The 14,582-nt window shown below is 53.8% G+C and carries 15 protein-coding genes; 12 read left to right on the forward strand and 3 right to left on the reverse strand.

What is annotated here, in order from left to right; genetic code table 11:
• The 10 genes from hisI (at nt 1) to LVJ83_RS03310 (ending at nt 8,111) form a co-directional block, all read left to right on the forward strand.
• The gene (hisI, locus tag LVJ83_RS03265; protein ID WP_244786268.1) at nt 1–402 is read left to right on the forward strand and encodes a phosphoribosyl-AMP cyclohydrolase; all 402 of its coding nucleotides are present in this window, start codon (nt 1–3) and stop codon (nt 400–402) included.
• 25 nt (nt 403–427) lie between these two features.
• Nucleotides 428–748, forward strand: a complete 321-nt coding sequence (locus LVJ83_RS03270; protein ID WP_244786270.1) for a phosphoribosyl-ATP diphosphatase — start codon at nt 428–430, stop codon at nt 746–748.
• Between the two features lie 199 nt (nt 749–947).
• Complete coding sequence (locus LVJ83_RS03275) at nt 948–1,271, forward strand: histidine triad nucleotide-binding protein (protein ID WP_244786272.1); 324 nt, start codon at nt 948–950, stop codon at nt 1,269–1,271.
• A 178-nt stretch (nt 1,272–1,449) separates the two neighbouring features.
• Nucleotides 1,450–1,656: a Sec-independent protein translocase subunit TatA gene (gene tatA, locus LVJ83_RS03280; protein ID WP_244786275.1), complete on the forward strand. Its 207-nt coding sequence runs from the start codon at nt 1,450–1,452 to the stop codon at nt 1,654–1,656.
• A gap of 3 nt (nt 1,657–1,659) precedes the next feature.
• Nucleotides 1,660–2,217: a Sec-independent protein translocase protein TatB gene (tatB, locus tag LVJ83_RS03285; RefSeq protein WP_244786277.1), complete on the forward strand. Its 558-nt coding sequence runs from the start codon at nt 1,660–1,662 to the stop codon at nt 2,215–2,217.
• 7 nt (nt 2,218–2,224) lie between these two features.
• On the forward strand, nt 2,225–2,983 hold the full coding sequence (tatC, locus tag LVJ83_RS03290; RefSeq protein ID WP_244786279.1) for a twin-arginine translocase subunit TatC: 759 nt from the start codon (nt 2,225–2,227) through the stop codon (nt 2,981–2,983).
• A 601-nt stretch (nt 2,984–3,584) separates the two neighbouring features.
• Nucleotides 3,585–3,956, forward strand: a complete 372-nt coding sequence (locus LVJ83_RS03295) for a DUF2069 domain-containing protein (RefSeq protein WP_244786281.1) — start codon at nt 3,585–3,587, stop codon at nt 3,954–3,956.
• On the forward strand, nt 3,949–5,784 hold the full coding sequence (locus tag LVJ83_RS03300; protein WP_244786283.1) for a PglL family O-oligosaccharyltransferase: 1,836 nt from the start codon (nt 3,949–3,951) through the stop codon (nt 5,782–5,784). The genes LVJ83_RS03295 and LVJ83_RS03300 overlap by 8 nt, the downstream gene beginning before the upstream one ends.
• Nucleotides 5,785–6,001: 217 nt before the next feature.
• The gene (locus tag LVJ83_RS03305; RefSeq protein WP_244786285.1) at nt 6,002–6,679 is read left to right on the forward strand and encodes a response regulator transcription factor; all 678 of its coding nucleotides are present in this window, start codon (nt 6,002–6,004) and stop codon (nt 6,677–6,679) included.
• A 16-nt stretch (nt 6,680–6,695) separates the two neighbouring features.
• Nucleotides 6,696–8,111, forward strand: a complete 1,416-nt coding sequence (locus LVJ83_RS03310; protein ID WP_244786287.1) for a HAMP domain-containing sensor histidine kinase — start codon at nt 6,696–6,698, stop codon at nt 8,109–8,111.
• Nucleotides 8,112–8,414: 303 nt separating this feature from the next.
• On the opposite strand, the gene LVJ83_RS03315 is transcribed toward LVJ83_RS03310, so the two are convergent.
• On the reverse strand, nt 8,415–9,215 hold the full coding sequence (locus tag LVJ83_RS03315; RefSeq protein ID WP_244786289.1) for a DsbC family protein: 801 nt from the start codon (nt 9,213–9,215) through the stop codon (nt 8,415–8,417).
• 307 nt (nt 9,216–9,522) lie between these two features.
• Between LVJ83_RS03315 and LVJ83_RS03320 the strand changes: the two genes are divergently transcribed.
• The gene (locus LVJ83_RS03320) at nt 9,523–10,317 is read left to right on the forward strand and encodes a 3'-5' exonuclease (protein WP_244786291.1); all 795 of its coding nucleotides are present in this window, start codon (nt 9,523–9,525) and stop codon (nt 10,315–10,317) included.
• Nucleotides 10,318–10,529: 212 nt separating this feature from the next.
• On the forward strand, nt 10,530–11,411 hold the full coding sequence (locus LVJ83_RS03325) for a prephenate dehydrogenase (protein WP_244786293.1): 882 nt from the start codon (nt 10,530–10,532) through the stop codon (nt 11,409–11,411).
• 722 nt (nt 11,412–12,133) lie between these two features.
• On the opposite strand, the gene LVJ83_RS03330 is transcribed toward LVJ83_RS03325, so the two are convergent.
• Together LVJ83_RS03330 and LVJ83_RS03335 are read right to left on the reverse strand one after the other, a co-directional pair.
• Nucleotides 12,134–12,580: a TIGR01244 family sulfur transferase gene (locus LVJ83_RS03330; RefSeq protein WP_244786295.1), complete on the reverse strand. Its 447-nt coding sequence runs from the start codon at nt 12,578–12,580 to the stop codon at nt 12,134–12,136.
• 123 nt (nt 12,581–12,703) lie between these two features.
• Nucleotides 12,704–14,470 (reverse strand): M61 family metallopeptidase, encoded by a 1,767-nt coding sequence (locus tag LVJ83_RS03335; RefSeq protein WP_244786297.1) that lies wholly within the window; start codon nt 14,468–14,470, stop codon nt 12,704–12,706.
• Between the last annotated feature and the right edge of the window lie 112 nt (nt 14,471–14,582).

Genomic DNA, 14,582 nt, shown 5'->3' on the forward strand with positions numbered 1-14,582 from the left:
ATGGATAACAACGCTTTATTGGCAGATGTGAAATTCGACAGCCAAGGGTTGGTGTGCGCCATTGCACAAGATGCGCAAACGCTGCGGGTATTGATGGTGGCGTGGATGAACGCCGACGCGCTGCAACAAACCGCCGCCACCGGTTTTGCCCACTATTACAGCCGCTCGCGCCAAAAGCAGTGGATGAAAGGCGAAGAATCGGGGCACACCCAGAAAGTGCGCGAGCTGCGTTTGGATTGTGACGGCGATGCGGTGATTATGCTGATTGAGCAAAAAGGCGGCATCGCCTGCCATACCGGCCGTGAAAGCTGCTTTTACCGCGTGTGGCGTGACGGCGCGTGGCAGATTGTGGATGCGGTGATGAAAAACGAACAGGAAATTTACGGCAGCAGCCACCATTGAGGCCGTCTGAAAACAGGTAGGTAAAATGAGCGAAGTATTGACGCAGATTCAGAATGTTATCGACAGCCGTAAAGGTGCAGACCCCGAAAGCTCTTATGTGGCACAGTTGCTGCACAAAGGCGAAGACAAGATTCTGAAAAAAGTGATTGAAGAAGCCGGTGAAGTGCTGATGGCTTCGAAAGACGGTGGCGGCGAACATTTGGTGTATGAAACCGCTGATTTGTGGTTTCACAGCATGGTGCTGTTGGCGCACCACGGCCTGCACGTTGAAGAGGTGGTGAGCGAGCTGGCCAGAAGGCAGGGCTTATCGGGGCTGGCTGAAAAAGCGGCGCGACAAGACGGCTGAAGTGTATTAGAATCGGCCTGACAGTATGATAAAGGGCAGTCTTTTCAGACGGCCTCAAGCTTTTTCAGGCGGTTTGTAATCGATTTAAGCTGAATCGCCGCCGGCGCGGAATCGCTGCCGGTCGGCGCAAAAAAGCCTGCAAAATATGCGCCGCCGGCAGCTTCAGGCTGCGGGCGGATGGCCATAGAGAGAGAATGAAATGAGCGACTGTATTTTCTGCAAAATAGCCGACAAGCAAATTCCTGCTGCGGTGGTGTATGAAGACGGCGACATGTTGTGTTTTAAAGACATCCAGCCTGCCGCGCCCGTACATCTGCTGCTGATTCCGAAAAAGCATATTGATTCGCTGGCACATGTGCAGGCGGAAGATGGCGGTTTGATGGCGAAAATGATGCTGAAAGTGCCTGAAATCGCCGAAGCCAACGGTTTGACACACGGTTTTAAAACCCAAATCAACACCGGCAAGGGCGGCGGGCAGGAAGTGTTTCACCTGCACATCCATATTTTGGGGCGCCCGGCTTAAGGTTTTTTTAACGTTGGCCTTATGGGCGCTTTTGCCCTTGCAAATGCAGATGCGGGGTAAAAATTCAGCAGGCAGCAGGGCGGGGTTTTTGTCATCAAAAGCCGCTATGCCGGCGTGTTGGCACTGGTCTGATGCAGGCCGTCTGAAACATTTGATTGTAAATAAAAGGATTTGAAACATGGGCAGCTTTTCTATTTGGCATTGGGTGATTGTGTTGGTGATTGTGGTGCTGGTGTTCGGCACCAAGAAACTGCGCAATGTCGGCAAAGATTTGGGTGGTGCGGTGCACGATTTCAAACAGGGCCTGAATGAAGGCGAGGGCGATAAAGCCAAAAAAGATGTGATTGAGCACGAAAAAGACAAAGACGAAAACAAGCCGGTTTAAATCATGTTTGATTTTGGCTTTAGCGAGCTGATGCTGATCGGCGTGCTGGCGTTAATTGTGCTCGGCCCCGACAGATTGCCGAAAGCGGCGCGCAGCGCCGGTAATTTGATTGGGCGCGTGCAACGTATGGTCAGCAGCGTGAAGCAGGAGCTGAGTGCGCAGCTGGATATGGAAGAATTGCGCCGTGCCAAAAATGAATTTGAGGCCACGGCTGATTCGGTGCGCACGGAGCTTAAAAATCTCGGCGAGCAGACGCAGGAAGAGTTAAGCGGCATTCAGGAAGAATTAAACGAGCTTTCAGACGGCCTCGAACAACGCCCTGCGTGGGAGCGCCTGCCCCAACAGCGCACACCGGCCGATTTCGGCGTGGATCACAAAGGCGAGCCGCTGCATTCGGCGCAAGATGCTGCGTGGGCAGAATATTTAATGCCGTCTGAAGCGCCGGCACCTGCCGCGCACGGTTTTCAGACGGCCTCGTTGCGCCAGCAGGCCATGCGGCGCAAGCGTGATATGCGCCCGCGCTACCGTCCCAAACCGCAGTTGCGCGTGCGCAAGAAGTGAGTAAACGGTGTCTGAAGAATTACAACAACCCACCCAACCGCTGGTTGAACACCTGCTGGAACTGCGCCGCCGCCTGATGTGGATGGTGGGCGGTATTTTACTGTGCTTTCTGGCGCTGATTCCGTTTGCCCAGCGGCTCTATACGTTTGTTGCCCAGCCGCTGATGGCAACTTTGCCCGCGGGCACCAGCATGATTGCCATTGATGTGATTGCACCGTTTTTTGTGCCGGTGAAAGTGACGCTGATGGTGGCTTTTTTGCTGTCGCTGCCCAATACGCTGTATCAGATGTGGGCATTTGTTGCCCCGGCGCTGTATCAGAATGAAAAAAAGCTGATTACACCGCTGGTGCTTTCCAGCGTGATTTTGTTTTTTGCCGGTATGGCGTTTGCCTATTATCTGGTGTTCCCTGTTATTTTTCAGTTTTTGGCGGGGGTAACGCCCGACGGGGTCAGTATGACCACCGATATTGATAAATATCTGTCGTTTATTCTCGGCATGTTTGTGGCTTTTGGCGCCACGTTTGAGGTGCCGATTGTGGTGGTGCTGCTCAACCGCATGGGTGTGGTATCGCGCGAACAGCTTAAAGCCGCACGGCCTTATGTGATTGTGGGCGCGTTTGTGGTGGCGGCGGTTATCACGCCGCCTGATGTGATTTCGCAAGTGTTGCTGGCGGTGCCGCTGATTGTTTTATATGAAGCGGGTTTGTGGTTTTGCCGTTTTGTCACGCCGCTGGAAAAGCGTGGTGGCGCAGAAGCGGCCGAATAAGGCCGGTGCCGTTTGGTGCCTGAAGCGCTCAGGTGCTGCAAACAGCCGGAATGAATCAGCTGCGGCCGGTTTGTTCCGGCTGTTTGGCGGATAGAACTAGGGTATCCTTATGTGTCGATTTATAGGTGCTTTTTGCCCCTGAAAATGCATCTGCTGCGTTAAAAAGCCTCGTAAGATGCTCAATCTTACTGCGGTTTTGGCCTGGCATTGATATCTTCAGAGCAAAAGCAGCATGCCCTAAGCCCTTTGAAAAAGCGGAATCTGTTTTCAGACGGCCTGATATTCGTATGATGATCGGCGTGAGCGGCGTTCAAGTGATACAGCCGTTTATAGAGTGGAATGAGGAAAGAAGTGATGCAAGGCAGCCAGCCTCAAGGTGCAGTAACGCCGTAGCACTTAATCATTCATTTCACTATAACAGTAAACGGACAGCGTTGGCTGAACCATGCCTGCTGTTGTGATGCCGGTTCATTTTTTGAGTGGATATGATTTCACTTTCAATATTTCATATTTATGATGCGGCATATATATTGGAAACCAATGGGAGAACAGGCCGTCTGAAAAGGCATTGAATCGTTTCAGACGGCCTAAAATATTTGATATGACTATTCTTAAACCGAATTACCCACACTGGTCGCACACCGCGGCGGTTGTCAGCCTGGTCGGGCTGATTGCCGTCAGTTTGGCTTGGGAATTGTGGCTGGCTCCTCTGCGCCCGGGCGGGTCGTGGCTGGCCTTGAAAGCCTTGCCTTTATGCCTGCCGCTGGCGGGAATTTTGAAAGGACGGGTGTATACATTTCAGTGGACCTGCCTGCTGGTGCTGGCTTATTTTGCTGAAGCGGTGATGCGGTTGTTTGATGTTGCTTCTGCCAGCCGTTGGTGTGCGGCGGTGGCGTTGGTGTGCAGCGTGGTGTTGTTTGTATCCTGCCTGGCTTTCGTTAAGCACAGCAGAAAGGCGGTGCAGCATGTTTAGCCGTGCCCATATTTTGCCGGCGGTGCCTGATGGCCGTGATACGGTGTGGGATTGGCGCTTGTGGCCGTTGTGGTTTTGCTTTGCGCTAATCGGCGTGGTGCCGTTTTTGTCACTTTATCGGGTGGGGCCGTTGTCGAGCTTTTATCTGGAAGCAGGCTCGCTGTTGGGCGCGGTGCTGCTGTTGCTGTTGTCTGCAATCGAAGGCCGTCTGAATGTGAAATTGCCTGCGGTCAGCCTATATTTGCTGGTGTTGGCGGTGTTTTGGTGGATGCAGGCACGGGTGATGGGTTTGGTGTTCCCGGGCATGAGCGATATGGCGGTGTGGGCGTTTATTATTTTGGCGCTGGCCGCTTGGGCATGCCGGGGTTGGGTGGCTGCTTTCGGCCAAGATCGGGTGGCAGCGGTGTTTGCCTGGGCTTTGGTAATCGGCGCATCGTTGCAGGCGGTGGTGGCGCTGATGCAGTTTACCGGTTGGGCGGGCGCCGATTTTTTGCGCGGCATTATTGCCTACCGCGGCCTGCGTGAAGTGAGCGGCCAGCTCGGGCAGCGCAATCACTTGGGCCATTATCTGATGTGGGGCGTATTGGCCGCAGCCTATTTGTGGTCGCAGCGGCGCCTGCCGGGGTGGTTGGGTGTGTTGTTGGTGTCGGCATTGGCGGCGGCATTGGGTTTGGTGAATTCGCGCACAATTTTTACTTATGTGGCGGGGGTGGCGCTGTGGCTGCCTTTTTGGCGCTGGCATGCCGGCCGTGCCGGCGGCCGTGTGGTGTGGATTATGGCGTTTGCCTTGCTGGCAGTGGCGGTGGTGCAGCTTGCCATGGGTCCGGTGCTGTCTTGGTTGGCCGGTGTGGAATATGACACGGCATTGGCCAGGGTTGAGGGCAGCAGTTTTGCCATGTCTGCCCGCGATATCGAGTGGCGCAAGGCCTGGCAGGCATTTTTGGCGGCGCCGCTGTGGGGGTATGGCTGGGGCGGTTATGCGTTGCAGGGCTTTTTGCTCAACATCTCGCCGCAAGGCTACAACAGCAATCATTTGAATGTATTGTTTACCCATGCCCACAATATTGTGTTGCAATTGCTGGTGGAAGTGGGCTTAATCGGCACGCTGTTGGTAGCGGGTGGTTTTGTGGCGGCAATATGGCGTATGCTTCGGCAGCCTGCAAATGAGGCCTCGTTATTGCTGCCGGCGATGATGACTGTGTCGCTCTGCCACAGCATGCTTGAATATCCGCTTTGGTATATTTATTTTCTCACGCCGTTTGTGTTGATGATGAGCCTTTCGCCTGCACGTGAAGGCGATGCGGCCGGCAGGGTTTATGCACGCTGGCAAAACCGCAGTGGTGTGGTGCTGGCCTTATTACTGATGGCCGGTATCGCCCGCTTGGGCTGGGTGTATCATGATCTGACCGGGTTTGACCGCCAGCTTAAAAGCGATACTGCCGGTGAGGCGGCGGCAAAAGTGGCAGGTTTGCGCAAAATTGCCGCAACCGAACCAATGTTGCGCTATTATGCATTGCTCTCGCTCACCCGGCGGATTGATCCGGCAGCGGCAAGTGTGTATCCGTGGGCGGATGCGGCGGCGGAAGAAGCGCTGGTATTTAGGCCGTATGCCAATGCTTACCAAGTGGGGCTATACCGCTACCGCCGCGGCGACCGGCAAGCGGCAGAGGCATGGATGCGGCAGGTGTATGCTTATTATCCTTATATGTTGCCGTTTTACAGCGGCAAAATACGCAGCAACAGCGCATTGTCGGGGTTGCAGCCTGATTTAGATACCGCTTGCACCGCTTTCCGTAAAATCGACGGCTCGGCCAAGCCTTGCCGGTAAATGAAAAAAGTGTGCAAAATAAACCGATTGGCTTTGACTCGGGCAGGCAAAATCGGCCGGCTTGAAATGTAAAGGCCGTTGCGCCCATTGCAAAAAAGCGCAAAAGCCAAGAAACACATGCTATCAATGAAACTGATTTGCGTGTTAAGATTGCTTTTAAGTGCCGCATTGCATACGCTGCGGACGCATCACGACAAGACTACAAAAAGGATAAATCATGAGTCGCGTATTATTGGTAGATGACGACGCTTTATTAACCGAACTGTTGACCGAATACCTCTCGGCCGAAGGCCTTGATGTACACAGCGTGCCCGACGGCGAGGCAGGCGTGCAGGAAATTCTCACCGGTCAGTACGACGTTGTGGTGCTGGATTCCATGATGCCGAAGATGAACGGTTTGGATGTGTTGAAAAATGTGCGCACCCAAAGCACCGTGCCGGTGATTATGCTGACGGCCAAGGGCGATGATATCGACCGCATCATCGGTTTGGAAATGGGCGCCGATGATTATGTGCCCAAGCCGTGTACGCCGCGCGAGCTGCTTGCCCGCATCAATGCCATTTTGCGCCGCGCCCAACAGTCGGGCGAGCAGAGCAGCAGCCCCAACAGCATTGCCGTGAGCAACGTTACCCTGTATCCGGCCAAACGCCAGGCCACCATCGGCGATGCGCCGCTGGAGCTGACCAGCACCGAATTCAACCTGCTGGAAGTGCTGATGCGCCATGCCGGCCAAGTGGTCAGCAAAGAAACCCTCTCGGTAGAAGCGCTTGATCGCAAGCTGGCTAAGTTTGACCGCAGCATTGATGTGCATATTTCCAGCATCCGCCACAAGCTCGGCGATGCTTCGCTGATTCAAACCGTGCGCGGTTTGGGCTATTTGTTTGTGAAAAACTGATTTGAAAACAGATTAAATGAAACTGTTTCAACGCATCTTCGCCACGTTTTGCGCAGTGATTATCTGCGCCATATTCGTGGCGAGTTTCTCTTTTTGGCTGGTGCAGAACACCATTGCCGAAAACCATTTCCAGCAGCAGCGCACCATCGAAACCACGTTGCTGGGCAGCATTGTTTCTGCGTTTAACGTGCGCGGCGAGCAGGGCGCACGCGAAATTCTGAGCGAATGGAAAGACAATCCCGTTGCCCATAATGTTTTTGTTATTACCGGTGACGACAAACAAGACATCCTCAACCGTAAAATCGACCCGGCCACCATTGAGGCGGCGCGCAAATTTGCTGCTGAAAACAGCCGATCACCGCTGGTGCATATCGAATTTGACCGTTGGGGAGAAGAATATTTATTTTTCATCCGCGGCTGGAATGAGCAACAAATCCAGCGGCCGCCCAGCCCGCTGTTTATTCCGGGCTTGCAACTGGCGCCGATTTGGCATGAGTTTATTATCCTGACCTTTATTATTTTGGTCGGTTTGCTGCTGGCCTATATTCTGGCCAACAATATTACCAAGCCCATCCGCATTTTGGGCTCGGGTATGAACCGGCTGGCGGCGGGTGATTTGGAAACCCGGATTTCCCAGCAAATGGACGATCGTGATGATGAATTGTCGCATCTTGCTTTGCAGTTTGACAAAATGGCACAACAATTGCAAAAGCTGGTGGCCAAAGAGCGCCATCTGCTGCACCACGTATCGCACGAAATGCGCTCGCCGCTGGCACGGATGCAGGCCATTGTCGGCTTAATTCAGGCGCAGCCGGCCAAACAGGAGCAATATCTGCAACGGCTTGAAAGCGAGTTGACGCGCATGGATGCGCTGGTCGGCGAGCTGCTGACCCTGTCGCGGCTGGAAACTTCGAATATGCCGTTGGAAAAAGAAAATCTGGCGCTGGTGCCGTTTTTAACCCAGCTGGTGGAAGATTGCCAAACCATCGCCCAGCAAAACCGCCAAAGTGTGGTGATGCAGGTGGATAAAGTGCCGGAAACCGCCAAATTATTGGCCAATGAAAGCTATCTTTACCGCGCGTTTGATAATGTGATTCGCAACGCCATGAATTACAGCCCCGAGGGCAGCATGATTAAAGTGAGGCTGTATCAAGACAGCCGAAACTGGATGGTGGATGTGACCGATAACGGCCCGGGTGTCGACGAATCGCAGCTGCCGCACATCTTTACAGCGTTTTACCGCGCCGACAGCAGCGCCCACAAACCGGGCACCGGCTTGGGCTTGGCGCTGACCAAGCATATTGTCGGCCAACACAGCGGTAAAATCATCGCTGAAAACGTGCAGCCCAACGGCTTGCGGATGCGTTTTGTGTTGCCGAAAATGGCATTGCCGAAAAAGCAAAAGCAGAAAACGGAAAAAGCGGCTTCTTGACACCTGCCGGATAAGATAAGGCCGTCTGAAACTTAATTTCAGACGGCCTGATTTTTTATCGGATTGGCATATCTGTGCTGTTGCGAATATAGCTGCTGCACTGAATGATTATAGCGGGGCGGGATACCCCGTTCGCAAAAATCAGCTCACGGCGTAGCCTCGCCTGAACTCAAGGAGGGTTGGTTTTGCTAAGGCGCTGAAGCACCCAGTAATCAGCACCGTACGCGTGTATTGTCTTCGGTTCGCCGCCTTGCCGGCTTACTTTTGTGAATCAGTATAAGTTGAACGGGTGTATCAATAAACTTATTGATTAGATTCAATAATCTGTTTCAGTTGCGGCATCGGGCTGTAACCGCTTTGGGTGCGGCCGTTGGGGAAAACAATGGTGGGTGTGCCGGTAAAGCCCAATTGCTCGCCCAGCGAGGTGGTTTCGGCGACCGGATTGTCGCAGGCAGGAGCTTGCGGCGGCATTTTGCTTTCGCGCATCCATTGGGTCCAGGCACTTGTGCGGTCGGGCTGACACCAGATCAGTTCGGCTTTGCGTGCGGCATCGGGGTGCAGGCTGGCAATCGGCATCATAAAGTTGTAGATGGTGATGTCGCTCATTTTGGCGAATTCGTGCTCCAGACGCTTACAGAAAGGGCAGTCGGGGTCGGAAAATACCGCCACTTGCAGCTTGCCGTTGCCGCGCACTTCTTTGATGGCCTGCGCCAGCGGCAGGCTGGAAAAATCGATTTTATTTAATTCGGCAGCGCGCTCGTCGGTGAGGCTTTGGCGGGTGTTGATATCAATCAGGTCGCCCACCAGCATATAATCGGCTTTGGCATCGACATACACCACTTGGTTGCCGGTAACCACTACTTCATACAAACCGGCGATCGGTGTACTGCGGACACTTTGCACTTTCAGATTTTGGCCGGCATAGGTTTGCTCCAGCTTGGCGGTGAGGCTTTGAGCCAAATCGCCGCCAACTTCGCTTGCGGCTGTTGCGGCTTTGGCTGCGGGCGCTGAGGCTGGGCCGTGGTTGCTGACCGGTGTCTGGCCGCAGGCGGCAAGGGGAATCAGCGCCAGTGATAATAAGGTGTGCAAAGCTGTTTTGTTCATATGCTCTCTTTTCGATGACTGCCGCGCTGCGGATGGAATCACAACAGCCGCCGGCAATATAAATAGGAATGCCCGGGATCGGAAAACGGCCTTGATTGTATCAAAGAAAATGCTTGAGGTCGGTAAATTCGTTTGGCGCCGAGACGTTATCTGATGCTCGTTTGAAAAAAATAACCGGATTGTCTTGTTGTCTGCATGTTGTTTTCGGCCGACTGCCCCGCCGGTTCATATTTTGCCGAATGGGCGTGAAGCTTGGCGCACACGCCGGTTCGTGCCACAATGTGCCTATTCACGGAGAAATCAGCCCATGACCCCGATTTTAGCCTTTGATATCGAAACCATCCCCGATGTGGCGGGCATCCGCTTGCTGCATGATTTGCCACAGAGTGTGCCGGATGCTGATGTGGTGGCGTTTGCCCAACAAAAGCGGCGCGCGCAAACCGGCGGCGATTTTATGCAGCACCATCTGCATCAAGTGGTGGCGATATCCTGCTGCATGCGTTGGGGGCAGGATAAAATCCATGTCGGCACCATAGGCGAAATCAACGACAGCGAAGAAACCATGATTGCCAAGTTTTTCGACTTGGTTGAAACGCACACGCCGCAGCTGGTGAGCTGGAACGGCGGCGGTTTCGATTTGCCGGTGCTGCATTACCGTGCGCTGATTCACGGCGTAACCGCAGCGCGTTATTGGGACATGGGCGAAGGTGATTTCGGCGACAGCCGCGATTTCAAATGGAATAATTACATCAGCCGCTACCACAGCCGCCATTGTGATTTGATGGATTTGCTTGCCCTTTATCAGCCGCGCGCCAGCGTGCCGTTGGATGATATGGCCAAATTGTGCGGCTTTCCCGGCAAGCTCGGTATGGACGGCAGCAAGGTATGGGAGGCCTACCACGCCGGTGATGTGAAAAACATCCGCGATTATTGCGAAACCGATGCGGCCAACACTTACTTGATGTATCTGCGTTTCCGCCTGCTCGGCGGTGCGCTGGATGCAGATGAATATGAATTGGAAATCAAACGCTTGAAGCATTATCTGACCATGCAGGCCGAAGAGAAACCGCATTGGGCGGAATTTACCTCAGTCTGGCGCTGAACGGCGTTGAGGCCGTCTGAAACCTATTCACACAAGCAAGCCGGCCGGGTCAAGCCGAAAACCATGCAGATGGTATGGCAAGCACCAACACGGTCAGGTTGTTTTTGTGAATGGGTATCAAACACCGCCGGTGTTTTCAGACGGCCTCAAAACCATCATTTAGCCAATCTTGATTTGACCACCACTCATTATTTTTTTCAGACGGCCTCACTATGACACACCCACTGAAGCTCAAACAAATCACCCTGATCGGCGTCGGCCTGATCGGCGGTTCGTTTGTGCTCGATTTGAAGCGCTTGGGCTTGGTAGAAAAAGTGGTGGGCGTGGATTTGGATGCCGACAATCTGGCGCGGGCATTGGAGCGCAGAGTGATTGATGCGGCCTTTGAACAGGTATGCAGCGAGAGCATACATGGTGCTGATTTAGTGCTGATTGCCACGCCGGTTGCCACCTTGCCCGCTATTTGCCGCACGCTGGCGCCGCTGTTGGCACCGCATACGCTGGTGAGCGATGTGGGCAGCACCAAGCAGTCGGCATTGGCCGCATTTGCCGAATATCTGCCGCAACATTTGCCGCACTGCATCGCCGCGCATCCGATAGCCGGCTCCGACCGCCACGGCGCCTTAGCGGCACAATTCGGCCTTTATCAACATAAAAAGCTGATTGTTTGCCCGCATGAGCGGCAGGATTCAGACGGCCTCAAAACCCTTGAGGCCTTATGGCAGGCGGTGGGCGCACAAACCTATCGCATGAGCGCGGCCGAACACGATGCCGTTTTCGCTGCCGTTTCGCACATGCCGCATATGATTGCCTATGCCTATGTGCACCAAATCGCCGACCATCCCGACGGCCAAACCTATCTCGATTTTGCCGCTTCGGGTTTTCGGGATTTTACCCGCATCGCATCCAGCCACCCCGCGATTTGGACCGATATCTGCCTGGCCAACAAAACCAGCCTGCTTGATTTGCTGGCCGGCCAGCAGCAGCAGTTGGCTTATCTGCAAGCATTGCTGCAAAGCGGTGATGCCGATGCGCTTTACCACTATTTTGAAGAGGCGCAGCATACGCGCGATGATTGGCAGGCACGGCAGTAGATGTGTGGGTAACACCGGCAGATTCTGTCGGGCGTTATGCTGATTCATAAAATCATCTAACGGCGTTGGCCTGTCTGTGTTCGAAGAGCAAGTGTAGCTCCGCTTGGCGATGTCGATACCGCCGTAGTTTTGTGCGGTCATCATAAACCTGCCTTGCATTCGGTTGTGTTGATGGGCTGCCCGTCCGTTCCCGAAGCTGTGCTGCGGTTGTTGACCTTGAACGGATGCCGGTGGCGGCCGAGTGGGGGGCTTGCTATGATACGGCATGTTCGATATACAAGGTCGGATGCTGGTATCCGACAAATGGCTCGATATTCTTGTGGTTCCAAATGATTTTGGCCGTCTGAAAACTGTCGGACGGAAAACTGTCGGATTCAAGAATCCTGCCTACAGGGTGTATAGCGTGGGTTCTGCTCACGAAAACCTGGCGTATACAAAGGCCGTCTGAAAGAAAATGCTTTCAGACGGCCTTTTTGTTTGTATATCTATTTTGAATGGATAGACGTTCAATTTAATCATCATACGAGGCAGGCCTCAGGCGCTGCAAACAGTAGGGCAGGGCACGCTGCCGTTGTCTGTATTTTGATGAACGGGCAGCAATCAAGCGCTACAGCATCACAAATCAATGCAGACGGCTGGCCGCATTGAAGCCTTGTATGAAGGGCAGCTGAACGGCTTAGGCATGCTTAGCCCCCGGGGTTTCAGAATGTTTTACGTCAACCTCAGTTGCCTGATGTTGCGGCTTGGGCGGCATCTTGCAAGCGGGGTTCAAACGCGCTCAAATCAACGCCTGCTTTTTGGGCAGCCGCCATCACTTCAGCTACGGTTGCGCCGTTTTGCACTTGTTCGAAGCCCCACAGCAGCGAGCAGCGGGTGCCGGTGCGGCAATAGGCCAACACGGGTGCCGGTTTTTCTGTGCGCAGTTGTTTGAAGCGGGCAATATCGTCGGCATTGATTTGGGGAGCGACAACGGGTTGGTGGGCCGTATCGTTAATGCCAACTTCGGCCAGCCATTGCTGCACTTGGGCAAATGCGGGCTGTTGCGGTTCTTCGCCATCGGGGCGGTTGCAAATCACGCTTTGGATACCGAGCCCGGCGGCTTCGGCGGCGTCTTCACGGCTCAGTTGCGGGGCGATATAGAGGTTGTCGGCGAGTTTGAAAATGCTCATGGGGATTCCTTATCTGAATGGGTTTTCAGACGGCCTCAATTTGAGATACAGGCCGTCTGAAAGATAAAAAAGCATAAAGTCTGCATTATTGGCCATGCGGCAAAGCAGGGCGGTGCCGTCAGGTTATGGGTTTGAAACGGTATTATAGCCCAACCATTGTTGCAGCAAGCTGTTATCGGTAACTGACAATAAGGCGGTATCGGCTTCGGCAGCTTGCACCTGCAATTCAGTTTGCTGCAACACGCCGTGGCGGAAGTAATGCAGTGGCACGATGCTGCCTGTTTTGAGGGTGGCCCATTGTTTGTCAAAGGCGGTGCAGGCAAAACCGTTGAGCGCGATGATGCGGTCTTGCGGGCAGAGGGCGGCATTTTCGGCGCTGCCGCCGTTAAATACATGGGTGAGCGTGATGCTGTCGCCGTTTTGGGTATAGCGTGCGCCGAAATCGGCAGCGGGTTGGGTTGCGGCGGTTTTATCGAGCAAGCCGCCGCCGTGGCTGCGTGCTTCGGGCTGCCATTGCAGGGCGACGCCGACGCTTTGCAGGCAGCTGTTTAGCGGCAAGTCTTCAGTGGAATATAAGGCCGTCTGAAAAAAATCGTGCAAGTTCAGGCCGGTAATCTGTTGGCAGCGTACCTGCCATTGCTGTTCGGCAATGCCTGCGCCGGTGGCGAACCAATCGCGGTAGAGCTGCTGCATCACGCTGTCGAGACTGTGTGCGCCGCTGCTTTGCCGGCGAATCAGCAAATCGAGGCAGAGGGCGGCCAGGGCGCCTTTTTGGTAATAGCTGACGATGGCGTTGGGGCTGTTTTCGTCTTGCTTGTAGAATTTGTGCCAGGCGCTGAAGCTGGATTCGGCCAGTGTTTGTTTCAGACGGCCTTTGCCTTGTTGCACGCGGGTGATGGTTTGGGCCAGCAGTTTCAAATAGGTTTCGGGGCTGATAACGCCGCTGCGTGCCAAAAACAAATCGTCGTAATAAGATGTAATGCCTTCAAATGCCCACAGTTGTTCGGTATAGCTTTCCTGATCGAGTTGATAGGGGGTAAAGGCGGCGGGTTTGATGGATTTGACATTCCAGGCGTGGAAATATTCGTGGCTGAATAAGCCCAGCAGCTGGATATAGTCATCGTTTGGTTCGGCCATATTGGAGGCGGGCAGGCTGTTGCGGTCGGCCAGCAGGGCGGTGCTGCTGCGGTGTTCGAGGCCGCCGTAAAGCTTGTCGCCGACATGCAGCAGAAACAGGTATTCTTGAAAGGGCGCCGGCTCGGGATACATGGCCAGCTCGGCGGTGCAGATTTTTTGAATGTCGCCAACCAGCCGTTCGCGGTCGAAATCGGCATAATGACCGCTGATGGCGATGCGGTGGGGAATGCCGCCTGCTGTGAATGTCAGCGTTTCGATATTGCCGAACTCAACGGGGTGATCGATTAATTCGGCATAAGAGGCCGCCTGAAAGGTATTGGGGTCAAGCCGGGGCAGGGTAGTGGCGGTTTGCCAGTCTGCGGGCAGCTGTGCCGGAATCACTTGGTGCGGTTCGTGTTCGCGCCCGCCGACACTTAAAAACAAACAGGCGCCGTCGAAAAAAGCACGCCCGCAGGTGAGATAGGCGCCGCGTACGGATAAGTCGTAAGCGTAAACGGTGTAGCAAATTTGCCACGCTCCCGCCCGCGCTTCGGTTTGCCAATGATTTTTGCTGATTTGACGGATTTCGGCAGTTTCGTTGTTACATGTGGCGTTAATTTGGATGATATGGCGGGAAAAATCGCGGATCAGATAGCTGCCGGGCACCCAGTTGGGCAGGCTTAACTGTAAAGAAGTGTTACTGTTTTGCTCTAATTTAATGCAAATCTGCCATTGATGGCTGTGTGGCTGCGCAATGATGTGGTATTGAAGCATGAATAAGGCCTTAAATGTTAAGATTTGTATAATCTTTAAGCGCTCCTTGATTTGTGTCAAGAAACATTATGTAGTTAATCTATAATCTTACAAAAACTGACTGAAGGGAATT

The sequence above is a fragment of the Uruburuella testudinis genome (assembly GCF_022870865.1).
Taxonomy (GTDB): domain Bacteria; phylum Pseudomonadota; class Gammaproteobacteria; order Burkholderiales; family Neisseriaceae; genus Neisseria; species Neisseria testudinis.

What these genes read in the sequence shown, in the direction of transcription:
- LVJ83_RS03270 (WP_244786270.1), top strand. Translation starts at nt 428, where the DNA reads ATGAGCGAAGTATTGACGCAGATTCAGAATGTTATCGACAGCCGTAAA.
- LVJ83_RS03275 (WP_244786272.1), top strand. Translation starts at nt 948, where the DNA reads ATGAGCGACTGTATTTTCTGCAAAATAGCCGACAAGCAAATTCCTGCT.
- LVJ83_RS03295 (WP_244786281.1), top strand. Translation starts at nt 3,585, where the DNA reads ATGACTATTCTTAAACCGAATTACCCACACTGGTCGCACACCGCGGCG.
- LVJ83_RS03310 (WP_244786287.1), top strand. Translation starts at nt 6,696, where the DNA reads ATGAAACTGTTTCAACGCATCTTCGCCACGTTTTGCGCAGTGATTATC.
- LVJ83_RS03325 (WP_244786293.1), top strand. Translation starts at nt 10,530, where the DNA reads ATGACACACCCACTGAAGCTCAAACAAATCACCCTGATCGGCGTCGGC.
- LVJ83_RS03305 (WP_244786285.1), top strand. Translation starts at nt 6,002, where the DNA reads ATGAGTCGCGTATTATTGGTAGATGACGACGCTTTATTAACCGAACTG.
- LVJ83_RS03330 (WP_244786295.1), bottom strand. Translation starts at nt 12,580, where the DNA reads ATGAGCATTTTCAAACTCGCCGACAACCTCTATATCGCCCCGCAACTG.
- tatA (WP_244786275.1), top strand. Translation starts at nt 1,450, where the DNA reads ATGGGCAGCTTTTCTATTTGGCATTGGGTGATTGTGTTGGTGATTGTG.
- LVJ83_RS03320 (WP_244786291.1), top strand. Translation starts at nt 9,523, where the DNA reads ATGACCCCGATTTTAGCCTTTGATATCGAAACCATCCCCGATGTGGCG.
- LVJ83_RS03300 (WP_244786283.1), top strand. Translation starts at nt 3,949, where the DNA reads ATGTTTAGCCGTGCCCATATTTTGCCGGCGGTGCCTGATGGCCGTGAT.
- tatB (WP_244786277.1), top strand. Translation starts at nt 1,660, where the DNA reads ATGTTTGATTTTGGCTTTAGCGAGCTGATGCTGATCGGCGTGCTGGCG.
- LVJ83_RS03315 (WP_244786289.1), bottom strand. Translation starts at nt 9,215, where the DNA reads ATGAACAAAACAGCTTTGCACACCTTATTATCACTGGCGCTGATTCCC.
- hisI (WP_244786268.1), top strand. Translation starts at nt 1, where the DNA reads ATGGATAACAACGCTTTATTGGCAGATGTGAAATTCGACAGCCAAGGG.
- LVJ83_RS03335 (WP_244786297.1), bottom strand. Translation starts at nt 14,470, where the DNA reads ATGCTTCAATACCACATCATTGCGCAGCCACACAGCCATCAATGGCAG.